Origin of the sequence: Knoellia locipacati (assembly GCF_044791685.1) — a bacterium.
In the GTDB taxonomy this organism is placed as follows: Bacteria; Actinomycetota; Actinomycetes; order Actinomycetales; family Dermatophilaceae; genus Knoellia; species Knoellia locipacati_A.
Map to the genome: position 1 here is coordinate 430,139 of NZ_CP087730.1, position 21,475 is coordinate 451,613.

The window sequence follows — 21,475 nt, forward strand, 5'->3', positions numbered from 1 at the left end:
TACCGAGCGATCCGAGCACCCGCGTCACGCGCGGACCCACCGCCGCGGCCCCGCCCGGTCCCCACCCCCTAGATTGTCCTGCGTGAAGGTACTCAGCATCGTCGGCGCCCGCCCCCAGTTCGTGAAGCTCGCCCCCATCGCCAAGGCCCTCTCGGAGGCCGGGCACGAGCACGTCATCGTGCACACCGGGCAGCACTACGACGCGAAGATGTCGGACGTCTTCTTCGACGACCTCCAGATCCCGGCGCCCGACGTCCACCTCGGTGTCGGGTCCGGGTCGCACGGCGTGCAGACCGGCTCGATGCTGACCCAGCTCGACGCCGTCCTCCTCGAGCACTCCCCCGACTGGGTCCTCGTCTACGGCGACACCAACTCGACCATCGCCGGCGCCCTGTCCGCGGTGAAGCTGCACTTCCCGCTCGCCCACCTCGAGGCCGGGCTCCGCTCGTTCAACCGGCGCATGCCCGAGGAGCACAACCGGGTCCTCACCGACCACGCCGCCGACCTCTGCCTCGCACCGACCGAGGTGGCCCGCCAGCACCTCGCCGACGAGGGCCTCGGCGAGCGGGCCGTGGTCACGGGCGACGTCATGACCGACGTCTGCCTCGCCACCGCCGAGCGCGTCAAGGACGTCCCGCCGGGACTCCCCGAGGGCGTCGAGCCCGGCGGCTACGTCCTCTCGACGATCCACCGCGCCGAGAACACCGACGACCCCGCCCGCCTCGGTGCCATCGTCAGTGGCCTCGCCGCACTCCCCTACCCCGTCGTGCTCACGGCCCACCCGCGACTCGTCGCGAAGGCCAAGGAGCACGGCATCGACCTCACGCAGGGGTCGCTCCACACGATCGAGCCCCTCGACTACCCGGCGATGGTCGGCGCGATCCAGCACGCCAAGGCGGTCGTCACGGACTCCGGCGGTCTCCAGAAGGAGGCCTTCCTCCTGCGCACGCCGTGCACCACGGTCCGCACCGAGACGGAGTGGACCGAGACCGTCGACCTCGGCTGGAACGTCCTCGCCCTCGACCTCGACGGCCTCACCGCACTGGTCGACCGCCCGGACCCCAAGCCCACCGACGCCGCCCCCTACGGCGACGGCAACGCGGCGCAGGCCACGGTCGCGGCGCTGGCCGAGCACCTCGCCCAGCGCTGACCCCATGGCCGCCCCTCACCTGCTCTATCTCGCGTGGGGCTTCCCGCCCGCGGCCAAGTCGTGCACCTACCGGCTGCTCGCGACGGCCAACCTCTTCAACCGGCACGGCTGGGACGTCACGGTCGTCACCCTGACCGAGGAGGCCTGGCGGCGCGAGCACGGCCTCGACCCGTCGCTCAGCGCGCTCGTCGACCCCGAGATCGAGGTCGTCCGCCTGCCCCTCATGCGCGAGGACCTCGAGACCGACATCCGCAGCTACAGCAAGGAGCGCGCGCAGCGGCCCCTCTCGTGGCTCAAGCGGCACCGCCGCGAGGACGAGGAGAGCTTCCCCGAGCCGGTGTTCGGCCGCTGGCACGACGAGCTCGTCTCCCGCGTCCGCGAGGTCCACGACGCCCACCCGGCCGACCTCGTGCTCACGACCGCCGCGCCGTACACGTTCTTCGCACCCGCGCTCGACCTGCACCGGCGCGACGGGGTGCCCTTCGTCCTCGACTACCGGGACGCGTGGGCCATCGACATCCTCAACGACGTGCCGGCCTTCGAGCCTGACAGCCGCAAGGGCCGCATCGAGGCCGAGCTCATGGAGTCGATGCACGAGGCCTGGTTCGTCAACACCCCGATTCGCGATGCCTACGCCGGGCTCTACCCGACCCGGGCCGACGACCTCCACGTCGTCCGCAACGGCAGCGACCTCGACGACCTGGAGCGGCCGGCGCCGCGCAGCCCGGACCCGGAGACCGGCCTCACCTTCGGCTACCTCGGCACCATCACCTTCGGGGCCGACCTCACCCGCGCCGTCTGCGAGGGCTGGCGGCTCGCGCGGCGCGACGACCCCGTCCTCGCCCGGTCCCGGCTCGAGTTCCGCGGCCACGTCGGCGCCGGGTCCGCGCGCGGGAGCAACGCCCACGCCCGCATCATCGACGAGTTCGCCGACGACGGCGTGAGCCTGGCCGGTCCCGTCCCCAAGGCCGAGACCCCGACTGTGTATGCCGGCTGGGACGCCCTCGTGCTCTGTCTCGTCGGCGGTCGCTACGTCACGTCGGGCAAGGTCTACGACTACGTCGCCACCGGCCTGCCCATCGTGTCCGCCCATGCCGCCGACCACGCCGCCGTCGAGATCCTGCGCGACTACCCGTTGTGGCAGCCCAACGACGACCTCACGCCCGAGGCCCTCGCACGGGCCTTCGTCGCGGGCGCAGGACGCGCGCTGTCCGCGACGCCGGAGGAGCGCGCGGCCGCCGCGGCCTACGCACGCCGCTACGAGCGCACGGCCCAGATCGAGACACCCGTCGCCCGCCTCACCCGGCAGTTCACCGAAGGGTCGCGCCCATGAGCCGCATCGTCGTCGTCGCCACCCGCCCCGCGACCCTGCTGCTCGCACACTCGATCGAGCGGCTCCGGTCGCACGGCCACGAGGTCACGCTCGTCGCGCCCTCGGTCGTCGGGGTCGAGGTCTCCCGGTCCGCGGACCGGCACGTCGTCGTCAGCCGCCCGGCCAGCCGAGGGCCAGCCCCCTCCGGTCTCGTCAAGGGGCGGCCGAGGTGGGTGCTCCACGTCGCCAGGGGCGTGGTCGACAAGGCCGTGTCCGCCGCCGGCAACCGCACACTGGGGCCGGGCACGCTCTGGTGGCACGGCATACGGCGTTCTGCGCAGGCGCGGGCCGCCCTCGCGAGCGCGGACGTCCTCACGGCCGCCGACGCGAACGCGGTCTACGCCGTCTGGTGCGCGGCCCAGGACAACGTGAAGGCCGATGCCGTCAACGGCATCGGCCCCACGATGGATCTCGTCCTCGACGACGTCAGAGCGTGACGGTCTGACCCGTCCGCGCCGACTCGATGCACGCCTCGGCGACGCGCACGGTCTGCAGGCCCTGGGTCATCGTGACGATGTCGGCGTCCTTGCCGAGCACCGCGTCGCGGAACTGCTCGTGCTCGACGCGCAGCGGCTCGGGCTTGGAGATCGCGTAGCGCACGACGTCGCCCTCGGAGACGCCCCGGAAGTTCGCGATGTCGTCCCAGGTCGTCTGCACCTCGCCGTTGGCGTAGAAGGTGAGGTCGGCCGTGAGGGTGTCGGCGACGTAGGCGCCCTTGGTGCCCGTGATGATCGTGACCCGCTCCTTGAGCGGCGACAGCCAGTTGACGAGGTGGTTGGTCACGACGCCGTTGGACAGCTGCCCGGTCACCGCGACGAGGTCCTCGAACTCACGACCACTCTTGTATGCCGTCCGCGCCGCGACCGCGGTGAAGGTCTGCTGCGTGACCCACGCGGTGAGGTCGATGTCGTGCGTGCCGAGGTCCTTGACGACGCCGACGTCGGCGATCCGCGCCGGGAACGGGCCCTGGCGGCGGGTGCTCACCTGGTAGACGTCACCGAGGTCTCCGGCCTCGAGGCGACGACGCGCCTCCTGGAGGGCGGGGTTGTAACGCTCTATGTGGCCCACCGCGCCGACGAGTCCCTTGGCCTCGAACGCCTCGGCGACCTTGGTGGCGGCCGGGGTGTCCTGGGCGAGGGGCTTCTCGATGATCGCGTGGACGCCCGCCTCGGCGAGGGCGAGGCCGACCTGCTCGTGGTAGACCGTCGGGACGGCCACCATGCAGTAGTCGATGCCCTGCTCGATGAGCTGCTCGACGTTCTCGAGGACGGGGCGACCGCCGGCGATGCCGTGGACGTCGCCGCCCGGGTCGGCCACCGCGACGAGGTCGACACCGGGGAGGCTGGCGAGGACGCGGCCGTGGTGACGGCCCATCATGCCCAGGCCGATGAGGCCGGCGCGCAGGTTGGCCATCAGGCACCTGCCTTGGCGAGGGTGTTGACGCCCTCGACGATTCGCTCGAGGTCACCCTGGCTCAGCGACGGGTGCACCGGCAGCGAGAGGCACTCGGCCGCGGCCTTCATCGTCTCGGGCAGGTCGGCGTCGTCGGTGGTGCCGGCGAACGGCTTGAGCTGGTGGTTGGGCACCGGGTAGAACATGCCCGAGCCGATGTTGAACTGCTCCTTGAGCGCGGCGGCGAACGCGTCGCGGCCCTCGGGCACCCGCACGGTGTACTGGTGGTAGACGTGCACGGCGCCCTCGGCGACCGGCGGCGTCTTGACGCCCTCGAGGTTGGCGCTGAGGAAGGCCGCGTTGTCCTGGCGGGACTTCGTCCACGCGCCGACCTTGGTGAGCTGGACGCGGCCGATGGCGGCGTGGATGTCGGTCATGCGGGTGTTGAAGCCGACGACCTCGTTGTGGTACTGCCGCTCCATGCCCTGGTTGCGGTAGAGGCGCATGAGGCGCTCGATCTCGGGGTCGGCGATCGAGACCATGCCGCCCTCACCGCTCGTCATGTTCTTGGTCGGGTAGAGCGAGAACATCGCGAAGGTGCCGAAGGCGCCGACCGGGGTGCCGCCGAGCGAGGCGCCGTGGGCCTGGGCCGCGTCCTCGTAGACCTGGAGACCGTGCTTCTGCGCGATCGCCATGATCTGGTCCATCTTGGCGGGGTGGCCGTAGAGGTGGACCGGCATGATGCCCTTGGTCCGGTCGGTGATCTTGACCTCGATCGCGGCGGGGCTGATGCAGAAGTCGTCGGCGTCGATGTCGGCGAAGACCGGGGTCGCACCGGTGAGGGCCACCGAGTTGCACGTCGCGGCGAAGGTGAACGACGGGACGATGACCTCGTCGCCGGCCTTGACACCGCTCGAGAGCAGGCCGAGGTGCTGGCCGCTCGTCCCGGAGTTCACCGCGACGCAGGGCCGACCGAGCTTGAAGTGCGCGGAGAACTCCTCCTCGAACGCCTTGACCTCGGGGCCCTGGGCGAGCATGCCGCTGCGCAGGACCCGGTCGACGGCTGCGCGCTCCTCGTCACCGATGAGGGGCTTCGCCGGGGGGATGAACTCGTTCACTTCGGGGCCTCCGTCAGGCTCTCGTGGTCTTCGATGTAGGTCTCGCCGGTCTTGGGGCAGACCCAGGTGTGGGGCTCGTCTCCGGCCTCGAGGGGCACGCCAGCGCGGCCGACCCACCTTATCCGCCTCGCGGGGACCCCCGCGACGAGGGCGAAGTCGGGCACGTCCTTGGTGACGACCGACCCGGCAGCGACGAGCGCCCAGCGTCCGATGGTCACCGGCGCGACGCACACCGAGCGGGCACCGATGGAGGCGCCGGTGCGGCAGGTGACGCCGACGGCCTCCCAGTCGTCGCCCCGCTTGAGGGTGCCGTCCGGGTCGATGGCGCGCGGGAAGTAGTCGTTGGTGAAGACGACCGCAGGACCGACGAAGACGCCGTCCTCGAGGACCGCGGGCTCGTAGACGAGGGCGTAGTTCTGGAGCTTGCAGTTGTCACCCATCGTCACGCCGGTGCCGACGTAGGCACCTCGACCGATGATGCAGTTCTCCCCGATGTCGGCGTTCTCGCGCACCTGGGCGAGGTGCCAGACGCTCGATCCGTCACCGATGCGCGCCGCCTCGGACACGTCGGCGCTGGGCTGGATGCTCACTCCCACGAACGGGCTCCTCTTGTCGTCATCGTGCTGTCGTCAGGCTGTCGTCGTCCTCGCGGACGGGGCCGCGCGACAGGGGTCAGCCACGGCTGGCTGCGCCGTAGTCTGCCACCTCCGCCTCCCGCGAGGCCCCGGCCGCGCCCCGTCCCGAGGCGGAGGAAGGGCCGGGCACCGAGTATCGTGAACGGCCCGGGAGCACCTGCCCTCTAGGGGCCGTCCCGTCATCAGACCGCGACCCCGAAACGGCCAGGAGCACACTGCGTGGATCAGCCCTCGACGCCCTCGACGCGGGCAGCGACCCCCGACGCCCTCACCATCCCGCACCGCGACGCACTGCCCGTCAAGGTCGCCAAGGCCCTCAAGCGACGAGCGACGTCCGTCCCCCGGTCACCCGGGGAGGTCCGCGAGCGCACCCTGCGCCTCATGGACAAGCGCGTCCTCGACGTCCCCCGACGTCGCGACACCCTGATCTCCGGCACGATCGCGTTGAGCAGGGTTCCCGGGGCCGGACCGGCCGCGGCGCACACGGCGTCCTGGGTCGCCGACCGCCTCACCCGCCGCAAGGCCCCCACCGCGGCCTACCGCCTGTATGCCGGCGTCGGACCGTCCGTCGCCGGTGCCGCCGGGACGCCGCTGCGCGTGCGCAAGGCTGTCGCGGACCTCAACTCGGGCACGCTCCCGCCCGACGTCGACGAGCTCGTCCGGCTCAGTGTCGGGCACGCCGACGAGGCCTACGCCCGACGCGACCACGACGGCGCCGCGCTGCACCTCCAGGGCGCCTTCGACCTGCTCTTCCACCGCTACTTCCACTTCGAGGGCCTGGCGTCCCCGTATGCCGCCGACCCGGTCGGCCACCTGGCTCCCCTTCGGGGGTCCACGGCGTTCCGGGCGCTGACCACACCGTCCGGGCGCGAGCGGGACCACGCGGTCCCGGAGTCCGGGCGGCCCCACCGTCTCCTCGTCACCACGGTGAGCAACTTCAACTTCGCCCGCGGGATCATCGACGAGTGGTCGCAGCGTGACGACGTCGAGATCCGCACGCTCGACCTGCGGACCGTGCCCAAGGGCCCCTGGGAGGCGACACCCCAGAAGCTCGTCGCCAACCGCCTGAGGCAGGCGGACGGCATACGGTTCGAGGTCCCCGCCGAGGTGCGGGAGGACTTCGACTGGGCCGACACGGTGTTCGCGGAGTGGGGTCACCGCGCGATGGTGTGGACCTCGATGCTCCCCGACCTGCGCGCGCGCACGGTGAGCCGGATCCACAGCTACGAGGCCTTCACCCAGTTCCCGCACATGACGGACTGGAGCGGTATCGACGACCTCGTCTTCGTCGCCGAGCACATCCGCAACCTCACCATGGTGGGCGCCCCGGCCGTGCAGTCCGGACCCACCCTGCACGTCATCCCCAACCGCAACGTCCTCGCCGACTACGACCGGCCCAAGCGCGGGTCGTGGGAGCGCACGATCGCCCTCGTCGGCTGGGCGCAGATGGTCAAGGACCCGCTCTGGGCCCTCGACGTCCTCGAGATCCTCCGTCGCCACGACGAGCGCTGGCAGCTGCGGCTCTTCGGTGCCGAGTTCGCACCGACCGAGCAGCTCACCGCGACCGCTCGCGCGTACCGCGACCAGGTCTCCGAGCGGATCGATGCGCTCGGGCCGGCCGTCCGCAAGATGGGCTACAGCAAGGACGTCGGGCACGCCCTGCGCCGTGTCGGCGTCATCCTGTCCTCGAGCCTTCGCGAGGGCACGCACGAGGCGGTCATCCAGGGTGCCGCGAGCGGCGCCCTCCCCGTGGTGCGCAACTGGCCCTTCGTCGCGCAGTTCGGCGGCCCGCGCACGATGTTCCCCGACTCCTGGGTCGTCGAGACGCCCCAGGATGCGGCTGCCCGGATCATCGAGCACACCGACGGGGTCGACCTGGCCGCGTCGGTCCGGGAGAGCACGCAGTGGGCCCGCTCGACCTACGACTGGTCGGTGGTCGGGCCGAGGCTCGAACGGCTCCTCCTCGGCTCGGCGGGGGGCACGACCTCATGAGCGACCAGCCGCACCTGCTCTACCTCGCATGGGGCTTCCCGCCCGCCGCCAAGTCCTGCGTCTACCGCAAGCTCGCGACGGCGAACGCCTTCATCCGCTCCGGCTGGAAGGTCACGGTCGTCACGCTGACCGAGAGCGCCTGGCGTCGCGAGCAGGGGCTCGACACCTCCCTCTCGTCGCTCGTCGACCCGCGCGTCGAGGTCCACCGGCTCCCCCTCTACCGCGAGGACTTCGAGACCGACATCCGGACCTACTCCGAGCTGCGCGCCCACCAGCCCGGACGCTGGCTCAAGCAGCACCGCCGCGGTGACATCGAGCAGTTCCCCGAGGTCGTCTTCGGACGGTGGCACGACCAGCTCGTCGAGTCGGTCCGCGAGATCCACGACGCGATGGAGACCCCGCCCGACCTGTTGCTCACGTCGGCGTCGCCCTACACCTTCTTCGCCCCGGCGCTCGACCTCTACAAGCGCAACGGCCTGCCCTACGTCATCGACTACCGGGACGCGTGGGCCATCGACATCCTGCGTGACGTGCCGGCGTTCGCCCCGGACTCGCGTGCCGGGGTCTTCGAGCAGGAGCTCGTGGAGCACGCGACCGAGGCCTGGTTCGTCAACCGGCCCATCCGGGACGCCTACGCGGAGCTCTACCCCGAGGCCGCCGACCGGATGCACATCGCCCGCAACGGCAGCGACATCGCCATCGGCACCAACCGGATCACGCACAGGGTCCCGGACACCGAGGCCGGGCTGACCTTCGGCTTCCTCGGCACGGTGACCTTCGACGCGCACCGGATGCGGGCCCTATGCGAGGGCTGGCGGCTCGCCCGCGAGGAGAGCGAGGTCCTGCAGCGGTCCCGGCTCGTCTTCCGAGGCCACCTCGGGTCCGGGTCGGCCCTGGGGATCAACGCCCAGGCCGCCGTCATCAACGAGTACGCCGAGCACGGCGTGAGCTTCGGTGGCCCCGTCGCCAAGGCCGACACGGCGGCGGTCTACGAGAGCTGGGACGCGCTCATCCTCTGCCTCGTCGGTGGCAAGTACGTCACGTCGGGCAAGGTCTTCGACTACATCTCGACCGGGCTGCCGATCATGTCCGCCCACGAGTGGGACCACGCGGCGACCGAGATCCTCGACGGCTACCCCCTGTGGGTCCGCAACGACGGCGTCGACGCCGAGGACCTCGCCGAGGCCTACGTCGACACCGTCGAGCGCGTCCTGTCTGCCAGCGAGGAGGACCGCACCGCCGCCAAGCGGCACGCCGACCAGTTCGAGCGCTACGCGCAGCTCCAGCCGGCCGTCGACCGCCTCACCGAGACCTTCGCCCCCGGGCTGGATGACCGGATGGTCGACGCCGCGACCCTCGCGCCCCTCGAGGAGTCACCGCGAGGCGAGGACTTCCACACCGAGACCCCGGTCGCCCCCCACGCCCGTGGTGAGAACGTGACGATGATCTTCACCGTCCCGGTCCCCGACGTCGTGCGGAGCCAGATCCGGCGCGTGCGCGCCCACGGAGGCCGCATCCACCTCATCGGGCCCGAGAGCGCCGCCGACGAGGGTCTCGCCGAGCTCGCGGACACGCTCACCCTGCTCACCCGGCCCACCAACGCCGTCTCGGTCGGCGGGCCCCTCCGCAAGGGGTCGCCCCAGTGGCTGTCGGTGGTCGCGCGCAACACCGTGCAGAGGCAGTTCGTCAAGCGCCAGGTGTCCAAGCACGGCCTGCCTCACGGCTGGTGGATCGCGACCCGGCGCAACGAGGACGCGATGCGGCTCCTGCGTGACGCCACCGTCCTCACGGCGCTCGACCAGGGCGCGGTCTACCCGATCTGGAACGCCGCCAGGCTCAACGACCACGCGCCGGCGATCAACGGGATCGGACCGACCCTCGACGAGCTCGGCCTCGGCCGAGGCTGACCGGGCGTCTGCGGCGGCGGCTGCGGATCGGGCGGGCCGCAGGCACCGCTCAGAAGTCGAGCCTCAGCTCGTCGCTGGACCAGGCGTGAGTGGGCTGCCGGAGCTCGCTCGCCGGGCTCCCCAGGCTCCGATAGAGCTCGACGAGGTGCTGCTCCTGGGTCTGCCACGAGTACTCGTCACGAAGCTGGTCCATGACCTCCGCCGACGGGCCCTCGCCGCGCTCGATGCCCTCGAGGACTGCGGTGAGGGCGCGGGCGCAGTCGGCCGCGTCGCGCTGGCGGAACACCGCACCGAGCCGGTGCTCCCGGACGAACGCGGCCATCGCGGCGATGTCGCTCGTGACGATCGGCAGCCCGGCGTGGATGAACTCGAAGAGCTTGTTGGGCAAGGCCATGTCGTAGCTCGCCGAGTCGCCATGGATCGGGCTCACGGCGACGTCCGCCGTGCTCAGGTAGGCGGGCACCTCCTGCGAAGGAACGGGCGGGACGAGGTGCAGCCGGTCGGCCACGCCGAGCCCCGCGGCCCGGCGCTCGAGCTCGGGCGCCATGGGGTGCGGGTGGGGCACCGCGACGACGGCGAGGTGCACGTCCGGCACCTGGGGCAGGGCGTCGACGACGGTGTCGAGCCCGCGCGCGGCGCTCACGGCGCCGGAGTACACGGCGAGAGGCGTGCCCGGCTCCACCCCCGCCTCGTCGCGCAGGTTGCGTGAGGCCACGAGGTCGTCCCACGCCAGCGGCGCGTTGTGGACCACCGTGACCGGGTGCGACAGGACGTGCTCGGCATCGAGGCGCCGGGCGATGCCCTCGGCCACGGTGATGACGCGGTCGACAGACGGGATCATCTCGGCCTCGAGGGCGGCCCACCCGTCGACGACGCGCCGGGTTCGCGCACCGGAGACAGCCAGGTCCGCGACGTACTCGTGCGCGTCGTAGACGAGGAACGGGCGGTCGGCCGGGTCCGGCCACGCCTCGAGCACGGCGGCGAGGATGTGGACGTCGTGGATGTGCACGACGTCGGGGGCGTGCTCGCGCAGCGCCGGCCCGAAGGCCCGCGCGTACGCCGTGGTGGCGGCGAGGGCGGTGCGCCAGCGGTCGGCCGGACCGAGGCGCCCGCGGCGACGCCGGACGGCATACGCGGCGTATGCCGGTGTGAGACCTCGTTTCGGGAAGACCGGGAGCCGCACGAAGCGGGCTCCACCGCACCAGGCCTCGGTCCGGGCGGCCCCGGCGGACGCCACCCCGAACGCGGTGACGTCGGCACCGGCTCGGACCAGGGAGACCGCCGACTTGATGACGCGCGAGTCGTTGGCCATGCCGTTGTTGACGACCATGGCCACGCGCAGGGGCCGGCCCTCGCCCGGCGTCACGGGAGCAGCCCGACGATGGCCTCGGCGGCCTCGTCGTAGGAGGTCCGCACGGCCGGCGCGGCCGGGGCGCTGAGCCGCGTGCGCGCCTGCGGGTCCGCGGCCAGCTCGCGCAGCACCCGGGCGGCCTCCTCGGCGTCGGCGACCACGAACCCGTCGACCTCCTCGCACAGGCGCTGCTGGCGCGGAAGCGGGGTCACGACGGGCACGAGCCCGGCGGCGATGTACTCGTAAAGCTTGGAGGGCAGGGCGTCACGGAACGCCGGGGTGTCCTCGAGCAGGGCGAAGCCGACCCAGGCGCCGTGGGCGATCGCCCAGGCCTGTGCCGGCGGCTGGCGCCCGTGCCAGCCGACCCGGGCGGCGAGGTCGGGCTCCGCCTCGAGGAGGGCATCCACTGCGGGCTGGTCGGCAGCGGCCACGGGTCCGATGACGTCGAGCCGCCACTGCGGCGCTCCCCGCAGGGCGTCGAGCATGGTGAAGAGGCCACGGCTGGCGCGGACGTCGCCGACGTAGACCGCCCGCGGCGTCTCGTCCCACGGCTGGGAGGGTCCGATGAGCTCGCGGTCCGCCTCGTTGCGCACGACCATGCGGTGCCTCGCGGATCCCGGGGGCACGTGCTCGTCGGCGACGAGGGTGAGGTCGGAACGGGCGGCGACGGTCTCCGCGGCCCGGGCGACGACACGCGCGCCCCGGCCGAGCAGGCCCTGCGCCCAGGCGCGGTCCTCGAGCATCCGGCGGTAGTCCTCGTGCACGTCGGCCACGACCGGTCGGCGGGTGAGCCGGCCCCAGACCCGAGCCCACAGCAGCGAGTCGGGGTCGAGCGCGAGCAGGACCGAGCCTCGGGCCGCCCGCGCCATCGTCAGTCCGCGGAGCCCGCGTCCGACCATCGAGCCACGCGGCCACGTCCGCACCGAGGCGCCTGACGGGCCGTCGGCGACGGCGCCCAGCCCGAGGACCTCGACCGTCGCGCCGTGGCGCACAAGGGCTCGGGTGAGGCGGTGGAGCCTGGCGTCAGCGACGTCGTGCCCGGACGTCACGATCGTGACGTCCGGTCGCTGGCCGTGGGTCACAGGTCCTCGAGGCTGAAGGCGTCCTCACCGACCTTGAGGAACTTCGTGTAGGCGGCGATGACCTCGTCGGGGCTGCCCTCGAGCATGAGGCGTCCCTTGTGCAGCCAGATGGCGTGGTTGCACATCTCCTTGATCGACCCGAGACCGTGCGAGACGAGGAACATCGCGCGCGCCGAGCCCATGAGCTCGTGCATCTTGTCGGCGGCCTTCTTCTTGAAGGCGGCGTCACCGGCCGAGAGAGCCTCGTCGATCATGAGGATGTCGGGGTCCATGTGCACCGACACCGCGAACGCCAGCTTGGAGCGCATGCCCGAGGAGTAGGTGCGGATCGGCAGGTCCATGAAGTCGCCGAGCTCGGAGAAGTCGGCGATCTCCTCGGCCCGGGCCGCCACCTGGGCACGGGTCAGCCCGTTGGCCAGACCGCCGAGGACGACGTTCTCGCGGCCGGACAGGTTGGGGTTGAAGCCGACGCCGAGTGCGAGCAGGGCACTGATCCGACCGTGGACCTCGATCCGGCCGGTCGTCGGCGGGAGGATGCCGCCGATGGTGCGGATGAGGGTCGACTTGCCGGCACCGTTGGCGCCGATGATCCCGAGCGCGGTGCCCTCGTTGACGGTGAACGAGACGTCCTGCAGCGCGTGCACCTCACGCACGGCGCGCTCGCCGCGCCCGAAGCGGACGATGGCCTGCTTGAACGTCGGCGTGCGCTCGAACGTCGTGCGGTAGGTGACCGAGACGTTCTCGACCTTGACGGCGACCCGTTCGGGTGCAGTGCGGGTCGCGGCGTCCGGCGCGGCGGTCGTGGTGTCGGACGGGCCCGCCGTGCCGGCGGGGGCCGCGGCGTCGGCGGGAGCCGCCGTGTCCGTGGTCGTGGTCGTGGTGGGCACCGGGTCAGAGGCGGACAGCGAACTCACGCTCCCTCGAGATGAAGAACAGGAAGCCACCGACGGCCATGAGGACGGACCACACCGCCGCCAGGACCCAGATGTGCGGCGGCGGCACGTCGGAGCGCACGAGGAGGTCGGTGAACCCACCGAGCACCGAGAACAGCGGGTTGAAGGTCATGAACGGCGCGAGCTTGCCCGGCACCTCCTCGATGAACCAGAGCACCGGGCTGAGGTAGAGCCAGATGCGCAGGAAGTAGGGCAGGAAGCTCAGGGTGTCGCGGAAGTAGACCTGGAAGGTCGCGAACATCGCCGCCATGCCCGCGGCGAAGACCGTCATGCACGCGAGGAAATAGGCCGCGAGGATCATCTTCCAGGACCACGGCTGGCCGGTGGCCGCGTGGATGATGAAGTAGACGGCCAGCGGGGGCAGGAAGCGGAAGAACGCGGTCCGCACCGACGACATCGGCATGAGAAGCCGCGGGAACGACATGTTCGCGATGAGGGCCCCACCGCCGACGACCGAACGGGCGCCGGTCGTGACCGCACCCGAGATGTAGTAGAAGGCGAAGATGCCCGCCGTGAGGTGCGCGAAGAACGCGGCGCCGTCGGCGCGACGGGCAAGGATGAAGAGCAGGACGAAGTAGACGCCCGCGAGCAGCAGCGGGTTGATGATGAGCCAGATCTGGCCGAAGAACGTCCGGGTGTTGGCCGATCGCATCTCCGCCCGGGACAGCTCGGCGGCGAACTCCTTGCGGTGCCAGAGCTCCTTGAAGTACGGCACCAGCGGTGGCAGGCCGACCCGGTGCGGCTCGTAGACCTGCACCTCGGAGAGGTAGCCCGACTTGTAGGCGCGCTCGTTGGCCTCGCGGTTGGCTGCGTGGTCGGCGGCTGCGTGCTCGTCGGGGGTCTCCACAGCGGGGCGCCCGTCCTCGGCGTCGCGGTGGCCGGTGGCCTGGTCGGCCTCTGACATCCCGTCACCCATCTCTCGTCGTGATCGCTGCGGCCGTCACGCGGCCCTCGTGGAGGGCGCGGCGCAGCGACTCGTCAGTGTAGAGGACGCGGCCTCAGCCGATCGCGCGGTAGAGGTCCAGCAGCGTGGCCGCGTCGCGCTCCCACGTGAGCTCCCCGCGGGCCACCTCCACGGCCTGCAGGTATGCCGTGTGGTCCCGCACGAGCTCGGTCACCGCCGCGACCAGGCCGTCCGCCGATCCGGGCGGGTAGAGCGTCCCGACGCCGTGCTCACGGACGAGCGCACCGAGCTCGCCGACGTCGGTGGCGACGACGGGGACCCCGACCGACACGGCGTGGAAGAGCTTGTTGGGCATGGCCAGCCGGTGGTTCTCCCAGCGGTCGCTGTGGGTGACGAGCGCGGCGCCCGCCGCCCGGAGCCGCTGCTCGACGACGTCGTGGCCGGCGCTGGGCTCGACCGTGGCCGCGCCGGGGTCGAACCGCTCGATCCACTCGGCGTCGCCGGGGCCCATGATCGTCACGGGCAGGTCGAGCCGGCGGCTGGCCGCGGCGACGACCTCGAGCTCCCGGTCGGCCGCCAGCCGGCCGGCATACACGAGCCCGGCCGGGGGTGAGGAGACGCCGGAGGCGTCGCCCCGCGGGAAGGTGTTGCGGACGACGGTGACCTCGGGCCAGTCCGGATGGTCGCGGCGCAGGGCACCGGCGACGCCGTCACCGACGGTGATGACAGCGGCGGCTCCGGCGACGAGCTCGGACTCGAGCCTGGCCTCACGCCGCAGCGCGAGAGGCGTGGGACGACCCTCGACGGGGCGACCCACCCAGTACTCGTGGGTGTCGTAGACGAACGGCACCGACCACTCCCGCGCCAGGGCGACGCCGGGCTCGAGCGCGGTGTAGTCGTGGACGTGCACGACGTCCGGGGGCCCGGACTCGTGCGCCCACGCCCTCGCCTGCTCCCGCGCCTCCTCCTGCCAGGCCCGGAGCCGGCGCTGCCTGTGCTGCGGCAGGAGCACCCACCTCGCCGCCCGCTCCGGTGCGTTGAGCCGCCGGCCGCGCCCCTCGGCGGCCGGAGCCCGACCGACGGACCCGACGGTGATGCCCTCGCCCGGCTCGAAGCCGTCGGGCACCGCCCGGCCGATGACGTGGATGCTGTGCCCGGCACCGGCCAGGGTGCGGGCCTCGCGCAGGACACGGGCGTCCGTCGCGACGCCGGTCCACACCAGCATGAGGATCCGCATTGCTCAGGCCTCCTCGCGGCCGAGGGAACGGGGGCTCGTGAGGAAGCCGGCGCCCCACGACCAGTGCATCGTCGCGAGCGCGAGCGGTGTGAGCGCGCGCGCTCGTGCCGGTTCGCCGCCGCTGATCGCGACGCCGCCGACGAGGACACCCGCGACGTATGCCGTCGGCACGAGGAGCGCCGGCGCCCACACCAGTCCCAGGAGCGTCGCGGCCGTCGTGCCGGCCACCATCACGGGAGGTGCGAGGTAGCGGGCGTTCGCAGTCTCGGGGTGCTCGCGCATGACGACGCGCCGCCACTGGCCGTACTGGAAGTACTGCCGTGCGAGGGCCTTGACGCTGGAGCGTGGGCGGTAGGTCACCTCCATCTCGGGCGTGAACCACACCGTCCCACCGGTCTGGCGCAGCCTGAGGTTGAGGTGCCAGTCCTGGGTGCGCGTGTAGCGCTCGTCGTAGCCGCCGACGCGCTCGAGGGCGCTGCGCCGGAACGCACCGAGATAGACCGTGTCGACCGGGCCCGCGCCTCCCCCGACGTGGAAGGTCCCTCCCCCGACCCCGATCCGGCTGCGCATGGCGCAGGCGACGGCGCGCTCGAACGCCGAGCGTCCCACCGCCTTCATGAGCCCGCCGACGTTGTCCGCACCGGTCTCGTCGAGGGTCCGCACCGCTGTCGCGACGTAGTCGTCGGGGATCTCGGCGTGCCCGTCGACCCGGACGATGACGTCGTGGCGAGCAGCGCCGATCCCGGCGTTGAGGGCCGCGGGGGTGCGCCCGCTCGGGTTGTTGACCGTCCGAACCCTCGGATCCGAGGCGGCGAGGTCCGCTGCCACCTCGTCCGTCCGGTCCGTCGACGGACCCAGCGCGAGGACGACCTCGAGCTCGCCGGCATACGATTGCCTGAGGACCTGGCCCACGGCGTCACGGAGGTGCCGCTCCTCGTTGAGGACCGGGATCACCACGCTCACCGGGGGTGGCGTGGCGGTGCTGTCGTGGGGGCGGGAGGGCTCGCTCATCGCGACGATCATCCCCCAGAGCACCGCTCCGAATCGCGGGCCGGGGTCGGCGTGCCGTTTTGGCGTCGTGGCTGGAGCGAGCACACTATGGGGCGTGCCCGAACGCCCGACCCGCGGAGACGACGCCAGACCGATCCCCCAGCGAGGTCGGCCCGAGGTGGCGCGTCCCGACATCGACGACGACGCCGTCTACACCGTCGACACCCGCGGGCGACGCCGCACCCCGCCGCCGCGCGCGTCGCGCCCCGCTCGGACGGACCAGCGCCCGGTCCGCGAGCAGCGGCCCGCACGCGAGCGCCGGCCCGAGGCAGCTGCAGGGCGCGACCCCCGGCGCGACGGCGCGGCCGCCCATCCCGACGCACGCCGCCCCTCCGGCCCTCGCGGCGCCCGGCCGCTGACGACCGACGCCCCCGACCGGCCCCGACGCCGTCGCCGGTGGTGGCTGGTCCTGCCCGTCCTGCTCGTGGCGTGGCTGGCGTTCCTCGTCTTCAGCCCGTTCCACGCGTGGAGCACGGTGTCCCGGGTGGAGGACGCGCCCGCCGGCGACCGCCCGGCCGAGACGCCCGGCAACACCTACCTGCTCGTCGGGTCCGACTCGCGCGACGACCTCACTCCCGCCCAGCGCAAGGAGCTCGGGACCGGCTCGGCCGAGGGCCGGCGGACCGACTCGATCATGCTCGTCCACACCCCGTCGGGCGGCGGCAAGTCGGTCATCATCTCGATCCCCCGGGACAGCTTCGTGCCGATCCCGGACCACGGCAGCAACAAGATCAACGCCGCCTACTCCATCGGCGGGCCCCAGCTCCTCGTCCGGACCCTCGAGCAGGTGACCGGTCTGCGGATCGACGGCTACCTCGAGATCGGCTTCGGCGGGTTCGCCTCGGTCGTCAACAGCCTCGGCGGCGTCGACATCTGCGTCCCGTTCGACATGGACGACCCCAAGGCGCACATCAACCTCAAGAAGGGCTGCCAGCTCCTCGACGGCAAGAACGCCCTCGGCTTCGTGCGGGCGCGCTACTCCGACCCTCGCGGAGACATCGGCCGCGCCGACCGGCAGCGCCAGTTCCTCGCGGCGATCATGAAGGGCGCCGCCACCCCGGCGACGGTCCTCAACCCGTTCCGCTACTGGTCGTTCACCCACACGGCTGCCGAGGCGGTCGGCGTCGGTGAGGACACCTCGATGAAGGACGCCGCCAACATCCTGCTCGCCATGCGCGGCGCCGGCAACGACTCGACCCTGAGCCTCACGGTGCCGATCCAGGACACCGCCTACCAGACCAGTGCCGGGCTCGCGGTCAAGTGGGACACCGAGCGCGCCAAGGCCCTGTTCACGATGCTGCGCGAGGACCAGCCCCTCGAGGCTCCCCCGGCCGGGACCGACGGCAAGCCCACCGGAGGCTGAGCAGCGAAAGGGGTGTGCCGTCCGCCCAGGAGGGCGAACGGCATACCGAAGGTCTGGGGCGTCAGCCCTTGAGCAGCTGGCGCGCCATGACGATGCGCTGGATCTGGTTGGTGCCTTCGTAGATCTGGGTGATCTTGGCGTCGCGCATCATCCGCTCGAGCGGGAAGTCGCGGGTGTAGCCGGCGCCGCCGAGGAGCTGGACCGCGTCGGTCGTCACCTTCATCGCGACGTCGGAGGCGTAGCACTTGGCCGCGGCACCGAAGAACGGCAGGTCGGCGTCGCCCCGCTCGGACTTCGCGGCTGCGACGTAGACCATCTGGCGCGCCGCCTCGAGCTCCATCGCCATGTCGGCGAGCATGAACTGGATGCCCTGGAAGTCGGCGATGTGCTTGCCGAACTGCTTGCGCTCCTTGACGTAGGCCGTGGCCTGCTCGAGGGCGCCCTGCGCGATGCCGACCGCCTGCGCGCCGATCGTGACGCGGGTGTGGTCGAGGGTGCGCAGCGCGATCTTGAGGCCCTCACCGGGTGCGCCGACGATGCGGTCACCGGGGATGCGGACGTTGTCGAAGATCAGCTCACGGGTCGGGCTGCCCTTGATCCCGAGCTTGCGCTCCTTCTCGCCGAACGAGAACCCCTCGTCGGACTTCTCCACGACGAAGGCGCTGATGTTGTTGCCGCGGGTGCCGTCCGGGTCGGTGACGGCCAGGACCGTGTAGTACTCCGAGACACCGGCGTTGGTGATCCACGACTTCTGCCCGTTGAGGACCCAGTCGTCGCCGTCCGACTTCGCGCGGCACTTCATCGCCGCCGTGTCGGACCCGGCCTCGCGCTCGGACAGGCCGTAGGAGAAGCCGGCCTCGCCGCGGGCCAGCGGCGGGAGGTACTTCGCCTTGAGGTCCTCGGAGCCGCCGAGCATGACCGGGAGCGAGCCGAGCTTGTTGACGGCCGGGATGAGCGAGGAGCTCGCGCAGACCCGGGCCACCTCCTCGATGACGATGCAGGTGGCGAGCGCGTCGGCGCCGACACCGTCGTACTCCTCGGGCACGTGTGGCGCGAAGAAGTCGGAGGCGACGAGCGCGTCGTGCGCCTCCTGCGGGTAGCGGGACTCCTCGTCCACCGCGGCCGCGAACGGCGCGATCTTGGCCTCGGCCACGTCACGGACGGCCTCGCGGATCGCCTCGTGGTCCTCGCTGGTGCTGAAGAAGGGGAAGTCGGTGTTCTTGGCGTTCGCGCTCACCCGGCGATCCTAACGACGCGTATGCCGTCCACCTGACCGATCCGGTGTGGGACCGGCCACGTCCGGGGGCTGACCCACGGCCAGCCCGCGGTCAGCCCACGGCCAGCCCGCGGTCAGCCGAGGCGCTCGTCGACGAAGGGCGCCAGGAGGGCGGCGTACTCGAAGCTCAGGTGGTCGGTGTCGCGGTAGACGATGACGTCGCCGACCCTGCCGTAGCACGTGGCGTCGTCGCAGAACAAGTCGGTGAGGTCGACGACCTGCGCCCCGACGGCGCGCGCCGCGGCCACCGCGAGGTCGACCGGCACCGCCGTGGCGCGAGGTGTCGTGCAGGAGTCCCCGGGGTCCGGGTTGGCCGCGACGCACTCGGGCACGGACAGTCCCTCCCGCGGGGATGGGACGTCGGCGATGACGGTGACCTTCTTGCCGGCCTTCAGCCACCGGGCGAAGCGGGTGGCGAAGCCCTTCTCCCCCGCCTTGTCGTCGGTCGTACCGCCGTACGGCAGCCAGCCGTACCTCGCGGTGTAGGACGACGCGAGGATCCGGGTGACCGTACGGTCCTCGAGCAGGGCCGCGTCCACGGCCCTGTTGTAGGTCTGGCAGGCGGTGCGGCGGGCGAGGGCCGTCTCGGCTGCCAGGGTGCGGACGGCGTCGCTCGAGGGGCAGGAGCCCTTGCCATGCACGACGACCTTCCAGCCGCGTCGTTTGCCCAGCTCGTCGGCCATCCTCAGGAACGAGATGGCGTGGGAGTCACCGACGAGCGCCACGGTCTCCGTGGGGTCGGTCCGGTCCCCGACGACGCAGTCGCGCAGCTCGGTGCCGGCGATCGACGCCTGGCACTGCTGCAGGAGGCGGTCCTTCAGCTGCGCCTTCATCGCCGCTGGTGAGGCGATGAGTGGCCCGGTGCCCTGGACCGACTCGCACGAGTTGGCCTCGACGAGCGCCCCGGGTCCGACGCAGGGGTCACCCGGCGTGTGCGGAGGCTGGGTGGGTTGCGCGCTTTGCGCGCTGGGCCGGGACGTGCCATCCGAGGTCGAGGTCGCGCCGGGCTCGGCGGACTCGGCGGCGCACCCGCCCGCCAGCGCGACGACGACGGCCACGGCGACGGCGAGGTCACCGACGCGCCGCACCGACCGCCGAGCCCCGCGACCAGCAGCCACGTCCACCTCCCACGTCCTTGGCACCGAAGGGCACATCCTCTCAGCGCAGGGCGGGGATGACCTCCCGCTCGAACAGCTCGACCCCGGACAGGTCGTAGGCCGACTCCATGAAGTTCGTGATCGCGTAGGTCATGCCGAGGTCCTGCATGTCGGCCAGCGCGCTGGCGACCTGGTCGGGGGTGCCGACGGCCGTGCCCTCGCGGTAGGTCTGGAGCTGGCGGGCCACGGCCGCGTCGGGGACCCCGGCTCCGCGCAGGTGGTTCTCGATCCAGCGGAAGCGCTCCTCGACCTCCTTGGCATCGCGGCCGATGACGACGTTGAAGTTGGACGACCGGGTGATCGAGTCGACGTCGCGGCCGACGTCGGCGCAGTGCCCCTTGAGGATCTCGCTCTTGCGGGCGAAGACCTCGCGGTCACCGAGGAAGTTCGTGTAGTCGGCGTACTCGGCCGCGATCCGCAGCGTCTTGCGCTCGCCCCCGCCGGCGATCCAGATCGGTATGCCGTTGCGTTCCGACCCCTCGAACGCGGTGCCCTGCAACGGCCTCGGGAAGCACATGGCGCCGTCGACCTGGTAGTGCTCGCCGTCGAGGGTGGCCGTCCCGGTCGTCCACATCTGCTGGAAGATCTCGACGCCCTCGCGCAGCCGCGCCAGCCGCTCGCCCGCGGACGGGAAGCCGTAGCCGTAGGCCCGCCACTCGTGCTCGTACCACCCGGCGCCGATGCCCATGTCGAGCCGGCCCTCGGAGATGACGTCGACGGTGGCCGCGACCTTGGCGAGGTAGGCGGGGTTGCGATAGCTCATGCACGTGCACATCTGGCCGATCCGCACCCGGCCGGTGACCCCGGCGAACGCCGCCATGAGCGCCCAGGCCTCGTGCACCGCCTCCTGGGTGGGGTGCGGCACGGGGTGGAAGTGGTCGAAGACCCAGATCGACTCCCAGTCGCGGATGCCGTCCGCCCGCCTCGCCAGACCCGCCATCACGCCCCAGTGCTGGTCGGGGTCGATGCCGGCGAGGTCGTGACGCCAGCCCTGCGGGATGAAGATGCCGAATCTCATGTGCCCACCCAACAGGTCCACCACGTCACCCGCAAGCCCGGATCCGAGGCATGATGCGGAGGTGACGTTCCGACACCGCAACGACCCCGACACCATCCGCGAGCTCCTCAACGACCCGGGCACCTGGGTCATCGTGGGGTTGAGCACCAACACGCGTCGACCGGCACACGGCGTGGCGCAGTGGCTCAAGCACGAGCTGCACAAGGCGATCATTCCGGTCCACCCCAAGGCCGAGACGGTGCACTCGGAGCAGGGCTACGCCACCCTCGCGGACATCCCCGACCAGGACATCAAGGTCATCGACTGCTTCGTCAACTCCGGCCACGTCGGTGCCGTGGTCGACCAGGCGATCGAGCACAAGGACCGGCTCCAGATCGACGCCATCTGGATGCAGGAGGGCGTCGTCGACACCGCGGCCGCCGAGCGCGCGCGCAAGGCCGGACTCGAGGTCGTCATGGACACCTGCCCGAAGATCGAGTGGCCGCGGGTTCGGGGCGAGGGCTCCGCCCGCTGAGGAC

19 protein-coding genes are annotated in these 21,475 nt (G+C 71.9%); 7 read left to right on the top strand and 12 right to left on the bottom strand.

What is annotated here, in order from left to right; all coding sequences use genetic code 11:
* Positions 1–82 precede the first annotated feature (82 nt).
* The 3 genes from wecB to LL946_RS01985 are packed head-to-tail and all read left to right on the top strand — an operon-like array spanning position 83 to position 2,959.
* Positions 83–1,150, top strand: coding sequence for a non-hydrolyzing UDP-N-acetylglucosamine 2-epimerase (wecB, locus tag LL946_RS01975; protein WP_404384249.1), 1,068 nt, complete (start codon positions 83–85; stop codon positions 1,148–1,150).
* A gap of 4 nt (positions 1,151–1,154) precedes the next feature.
* Positions 1,155–2,483, top strand: a complete 1,329-nt coding sequence (locus tag LL946_RS01980) for a glycosyl transferase (RefSeq protein ID WP_404384251.1) — start codon at positions 1,155–1,157, stop codon at positions 2,481–2,483.
* Positions 2,480–2,959, top strand: a complete 480-nt coding sequence (locus tag LL946_RS01985) for a hypothetical protein (RefSeq protein ID WP_404384253.1) — start codon at positions 2,480–2,482, stop codon at positions 2,957–2,959. Before LL946_RS01980 ends, LL946_RS01985 begins: the two co-directional genes overlap by 4 nt.
* Here the strand turns inward: LL946_RS01985 and LL946_RS01990 are convergent.
* Genes LL946_RS01990 through LL946_RS02000 form a run of 3 tightly spaced genes read right to left on the bottom strand, consistent with a single transcriptional unit; the run spans position 2,949 to position 5,628 of the window.
* On the bottom strand, positions 2,949–3,935 hold the full coding sequence (locus LL946_RS01990) for a Gfo/Idh/MocA family protein (RefSeq protein ID WP_404384255.1): 987 nt from the start codon (positions 3,933–3,935) through the stop codon (positions 2,949–2,951). The genes LL946_RS01985 and LL946_RS01990 overlap by 11 nt on opposite strands.
* A complete protein-coding gene (locus tag LL946_RS01995) occupies positions 3,935–5,032 on the bottom strand; it encodes a DegT/DnrJ/EryC1/StrS family aminotransferase (RefSeq protein WP_404384257.1) in 1,098 nt (365 codons plus the stop codon). The genes LL946_RS01990 and LL946_RS01995 overlap by 1 nt, the downstream gene beginning before the upstream one ends.
* Complete coding sequence (locus tag LL946_RS02000; RefSeq protein ID WP_404384259.1) at positions 5,029–5,628, bottom strand: acyltransferase; 600 nt, start codon at positions 5,626–5,628, stop codon at positions 5,029–5,031. Before LL946_RS02000 ends, LL946_RS01995 begins: the two co-directional genes overlap by 4 nt.
* 258 nt (positions 5,629–5,886) lie before the next feature.
* On the opposite strand from LL946_RS02000, the gene LL946_RS02005 reads away from it, so the two are divergent.
* Both LL946_RS02005 and LL946_RS02010 read left to right on the top strand, forming a co-directional pair.
* Positions 5,887–7,659, top strand: a complete 1,773-nt coding sequence (locus tag LL946_RS02005; protein ID WP_404384261.1) for a hypothetical protein — start codon at positions 5,887–5,889, stop codon at positions 7,657–7,659.
* A complete protein-coding gene (locus LL946_RS02010) occupies positions 7,656–9,566 on the top strand; it encodes a hypothetical protein (RefSeq protein ID WP_404384263.1) in 1,911 nt (636 codons plus the stop codon). The genes LL946_RS02005 and LL946_RS02010 overlap by 4 nt, the downstream gene beginning before the upstream one ends.
* A 49-nt stretch (positions 9,567–9,615) precedes the next feature.
* On the opposite strand, the gene LL946_RS02015 is transcribed toward LL946_RS02010, so the two are convergent.
* From LL946_RS02015 to LL946_RS02040, 6 genes are all read right to left on the bottom strand, one after another.
* Positions 9,616–10,932, bottom strand: a complete 1,317-nt coding sequence (locus LL946_RS02015; RefSeq protein ID WP_404384265.1) for a glycosyltransferase family 4 protein — start codon at positions 10,930–10,932, stop codon at positions 9,616–9,618.
* Positions 10,929–11,999, bottom strand: a complete 1,071-nt coding sequence (locus LL946_RS02020; RefSeq protein ID WP_404384267.1) for a glycosyltransferase — start codon at positions 11,997–11,999, stop codon at positions 10,929–10,931. The genes LL946_RS02015 and LL946_RS02020 overlap by 4 nt, the downstream gene beginning before the upstream one ends.
* Positions 11,996–12,886, bottom strand: a complete 891-nt coding sequence (locus LL946_RS02025; protein ID WP_404384269.1) for an ABC transporter ATP-binding protein — start codon at positions 12,884–12,886, stop codon at positions 11,996–11,998. The genes LL946_RS02020 and LL946_RS02025 overlap by 4 nt, the downstream gene beginning before the upstream one ends.
* A 4-nt stretch (positions 12,887–12,890) precedes the next feature.
* Positions 12,891–13,856, bottom strand: coding sequence for an ABC transporter permease (locus tag LL946_RS02030; RefSeq protein ID WP_404384271.1), 966 nt, complete (start codon positions 13,854–13,856; stop codon positions 12,891–12,893).
* A 94-nt stretch (positions 13,857–13,950) separates the two neighbouring features.
* Positions 13,951–15,093 (bottom strand): glycosyltransferase, encoded by a 1,143-nt coding sequence (locus LL946_RS02035; RefSeq protein WP_404384273.1) that lies wholly within the window; start codon positions 15,091–15,093, stop codon positions 13,951–13,953.
* 3 nt (positions 15,094–15,096) lie between these two features.
* Positions 15,097–16,104, bottom strand: coding sequence for a glycosyltransferase family 2 protein (locus LL946_RS02040; protein WP_404384275.1), 1,008 nt, complete (start codon positions 16,102–16,104; stop codon positions 15,097–15,099).
* 94 nt (positions 16,105–16,198) lie between these two features.
* Between LL946_RS02040 and LL946_RS02045 the strand changes: the two genes are divergently transcribed.
* Complete coding sequence (locus tag LL946_RS02045) at positions 16,199–17,506, top strand: LCP family protein (protein WP_404384277.1); 1,308 nt, start codon at positions 16,199–16,201, stop codon at positions 17,504–17,506.
* Positions 17,507–17,567: 61 nt separating this feature from the next.
* Here the strand turns inward: LL946_RS02045 and LL946_RS02050 are convergent, their stop codons facing one another.
* From LL946_RS02050 to LL946_RS02060, 3 genes are all read right to left on the bottom strand, one after another.
* Complete coding sequence (locus LL946_RS02050) at positions 17,568–18,743, bottom strand: acyl-CoA dehydrogenase family protein (RefSeq protein ID WP_404384279.1); 1,176 nt, start codon at positions 18,741–18,743, stop codon at positions 17,568–17,570.
* A gap of 113 nt (positions 18,744–18,856) precedes the next feature.
* Positions 18,857–19,900: an SGNH hydrolase domain-containing protein gene (locus tag LL946_RS02055; protein WP_404384281.1), complete on the bottom strand. Its 1,044-nt coding sequence runs from the start codon at positions 19,898–19,900 to the stop codon at positions 18,857–18,859.
* A 40-nt stretch (positions 19,901–19,940) separates the two neighbouring features.
* A complete protein-coding gene (locus tag LL946_RS02060) occupies positions 19,941–20,957 on the bottom strand; it encodes an LLM class F420-dependent oxidoreductase (RefSeq protein WP_404384283.1) in 1,017 nt (338 codons plus the stop codon).
* Between the two features lie 61 nt (positions 20,958–21,018).
* Here LL946_RS02060 and LL946_RS02065 point away from each other — a divergent pair, with 61 nt between their 5' ends.
* Entirely contained in the window at positions 21,019–21,471 is a 453-nt protein-coding gene (locus LL946_RS02065; RefSeq protein ID WP_404384285.1) for a CoA-binding protein, read from the top strand.
* Positions 21,472–21,475 lie beyond the last annotated feature (4 nt).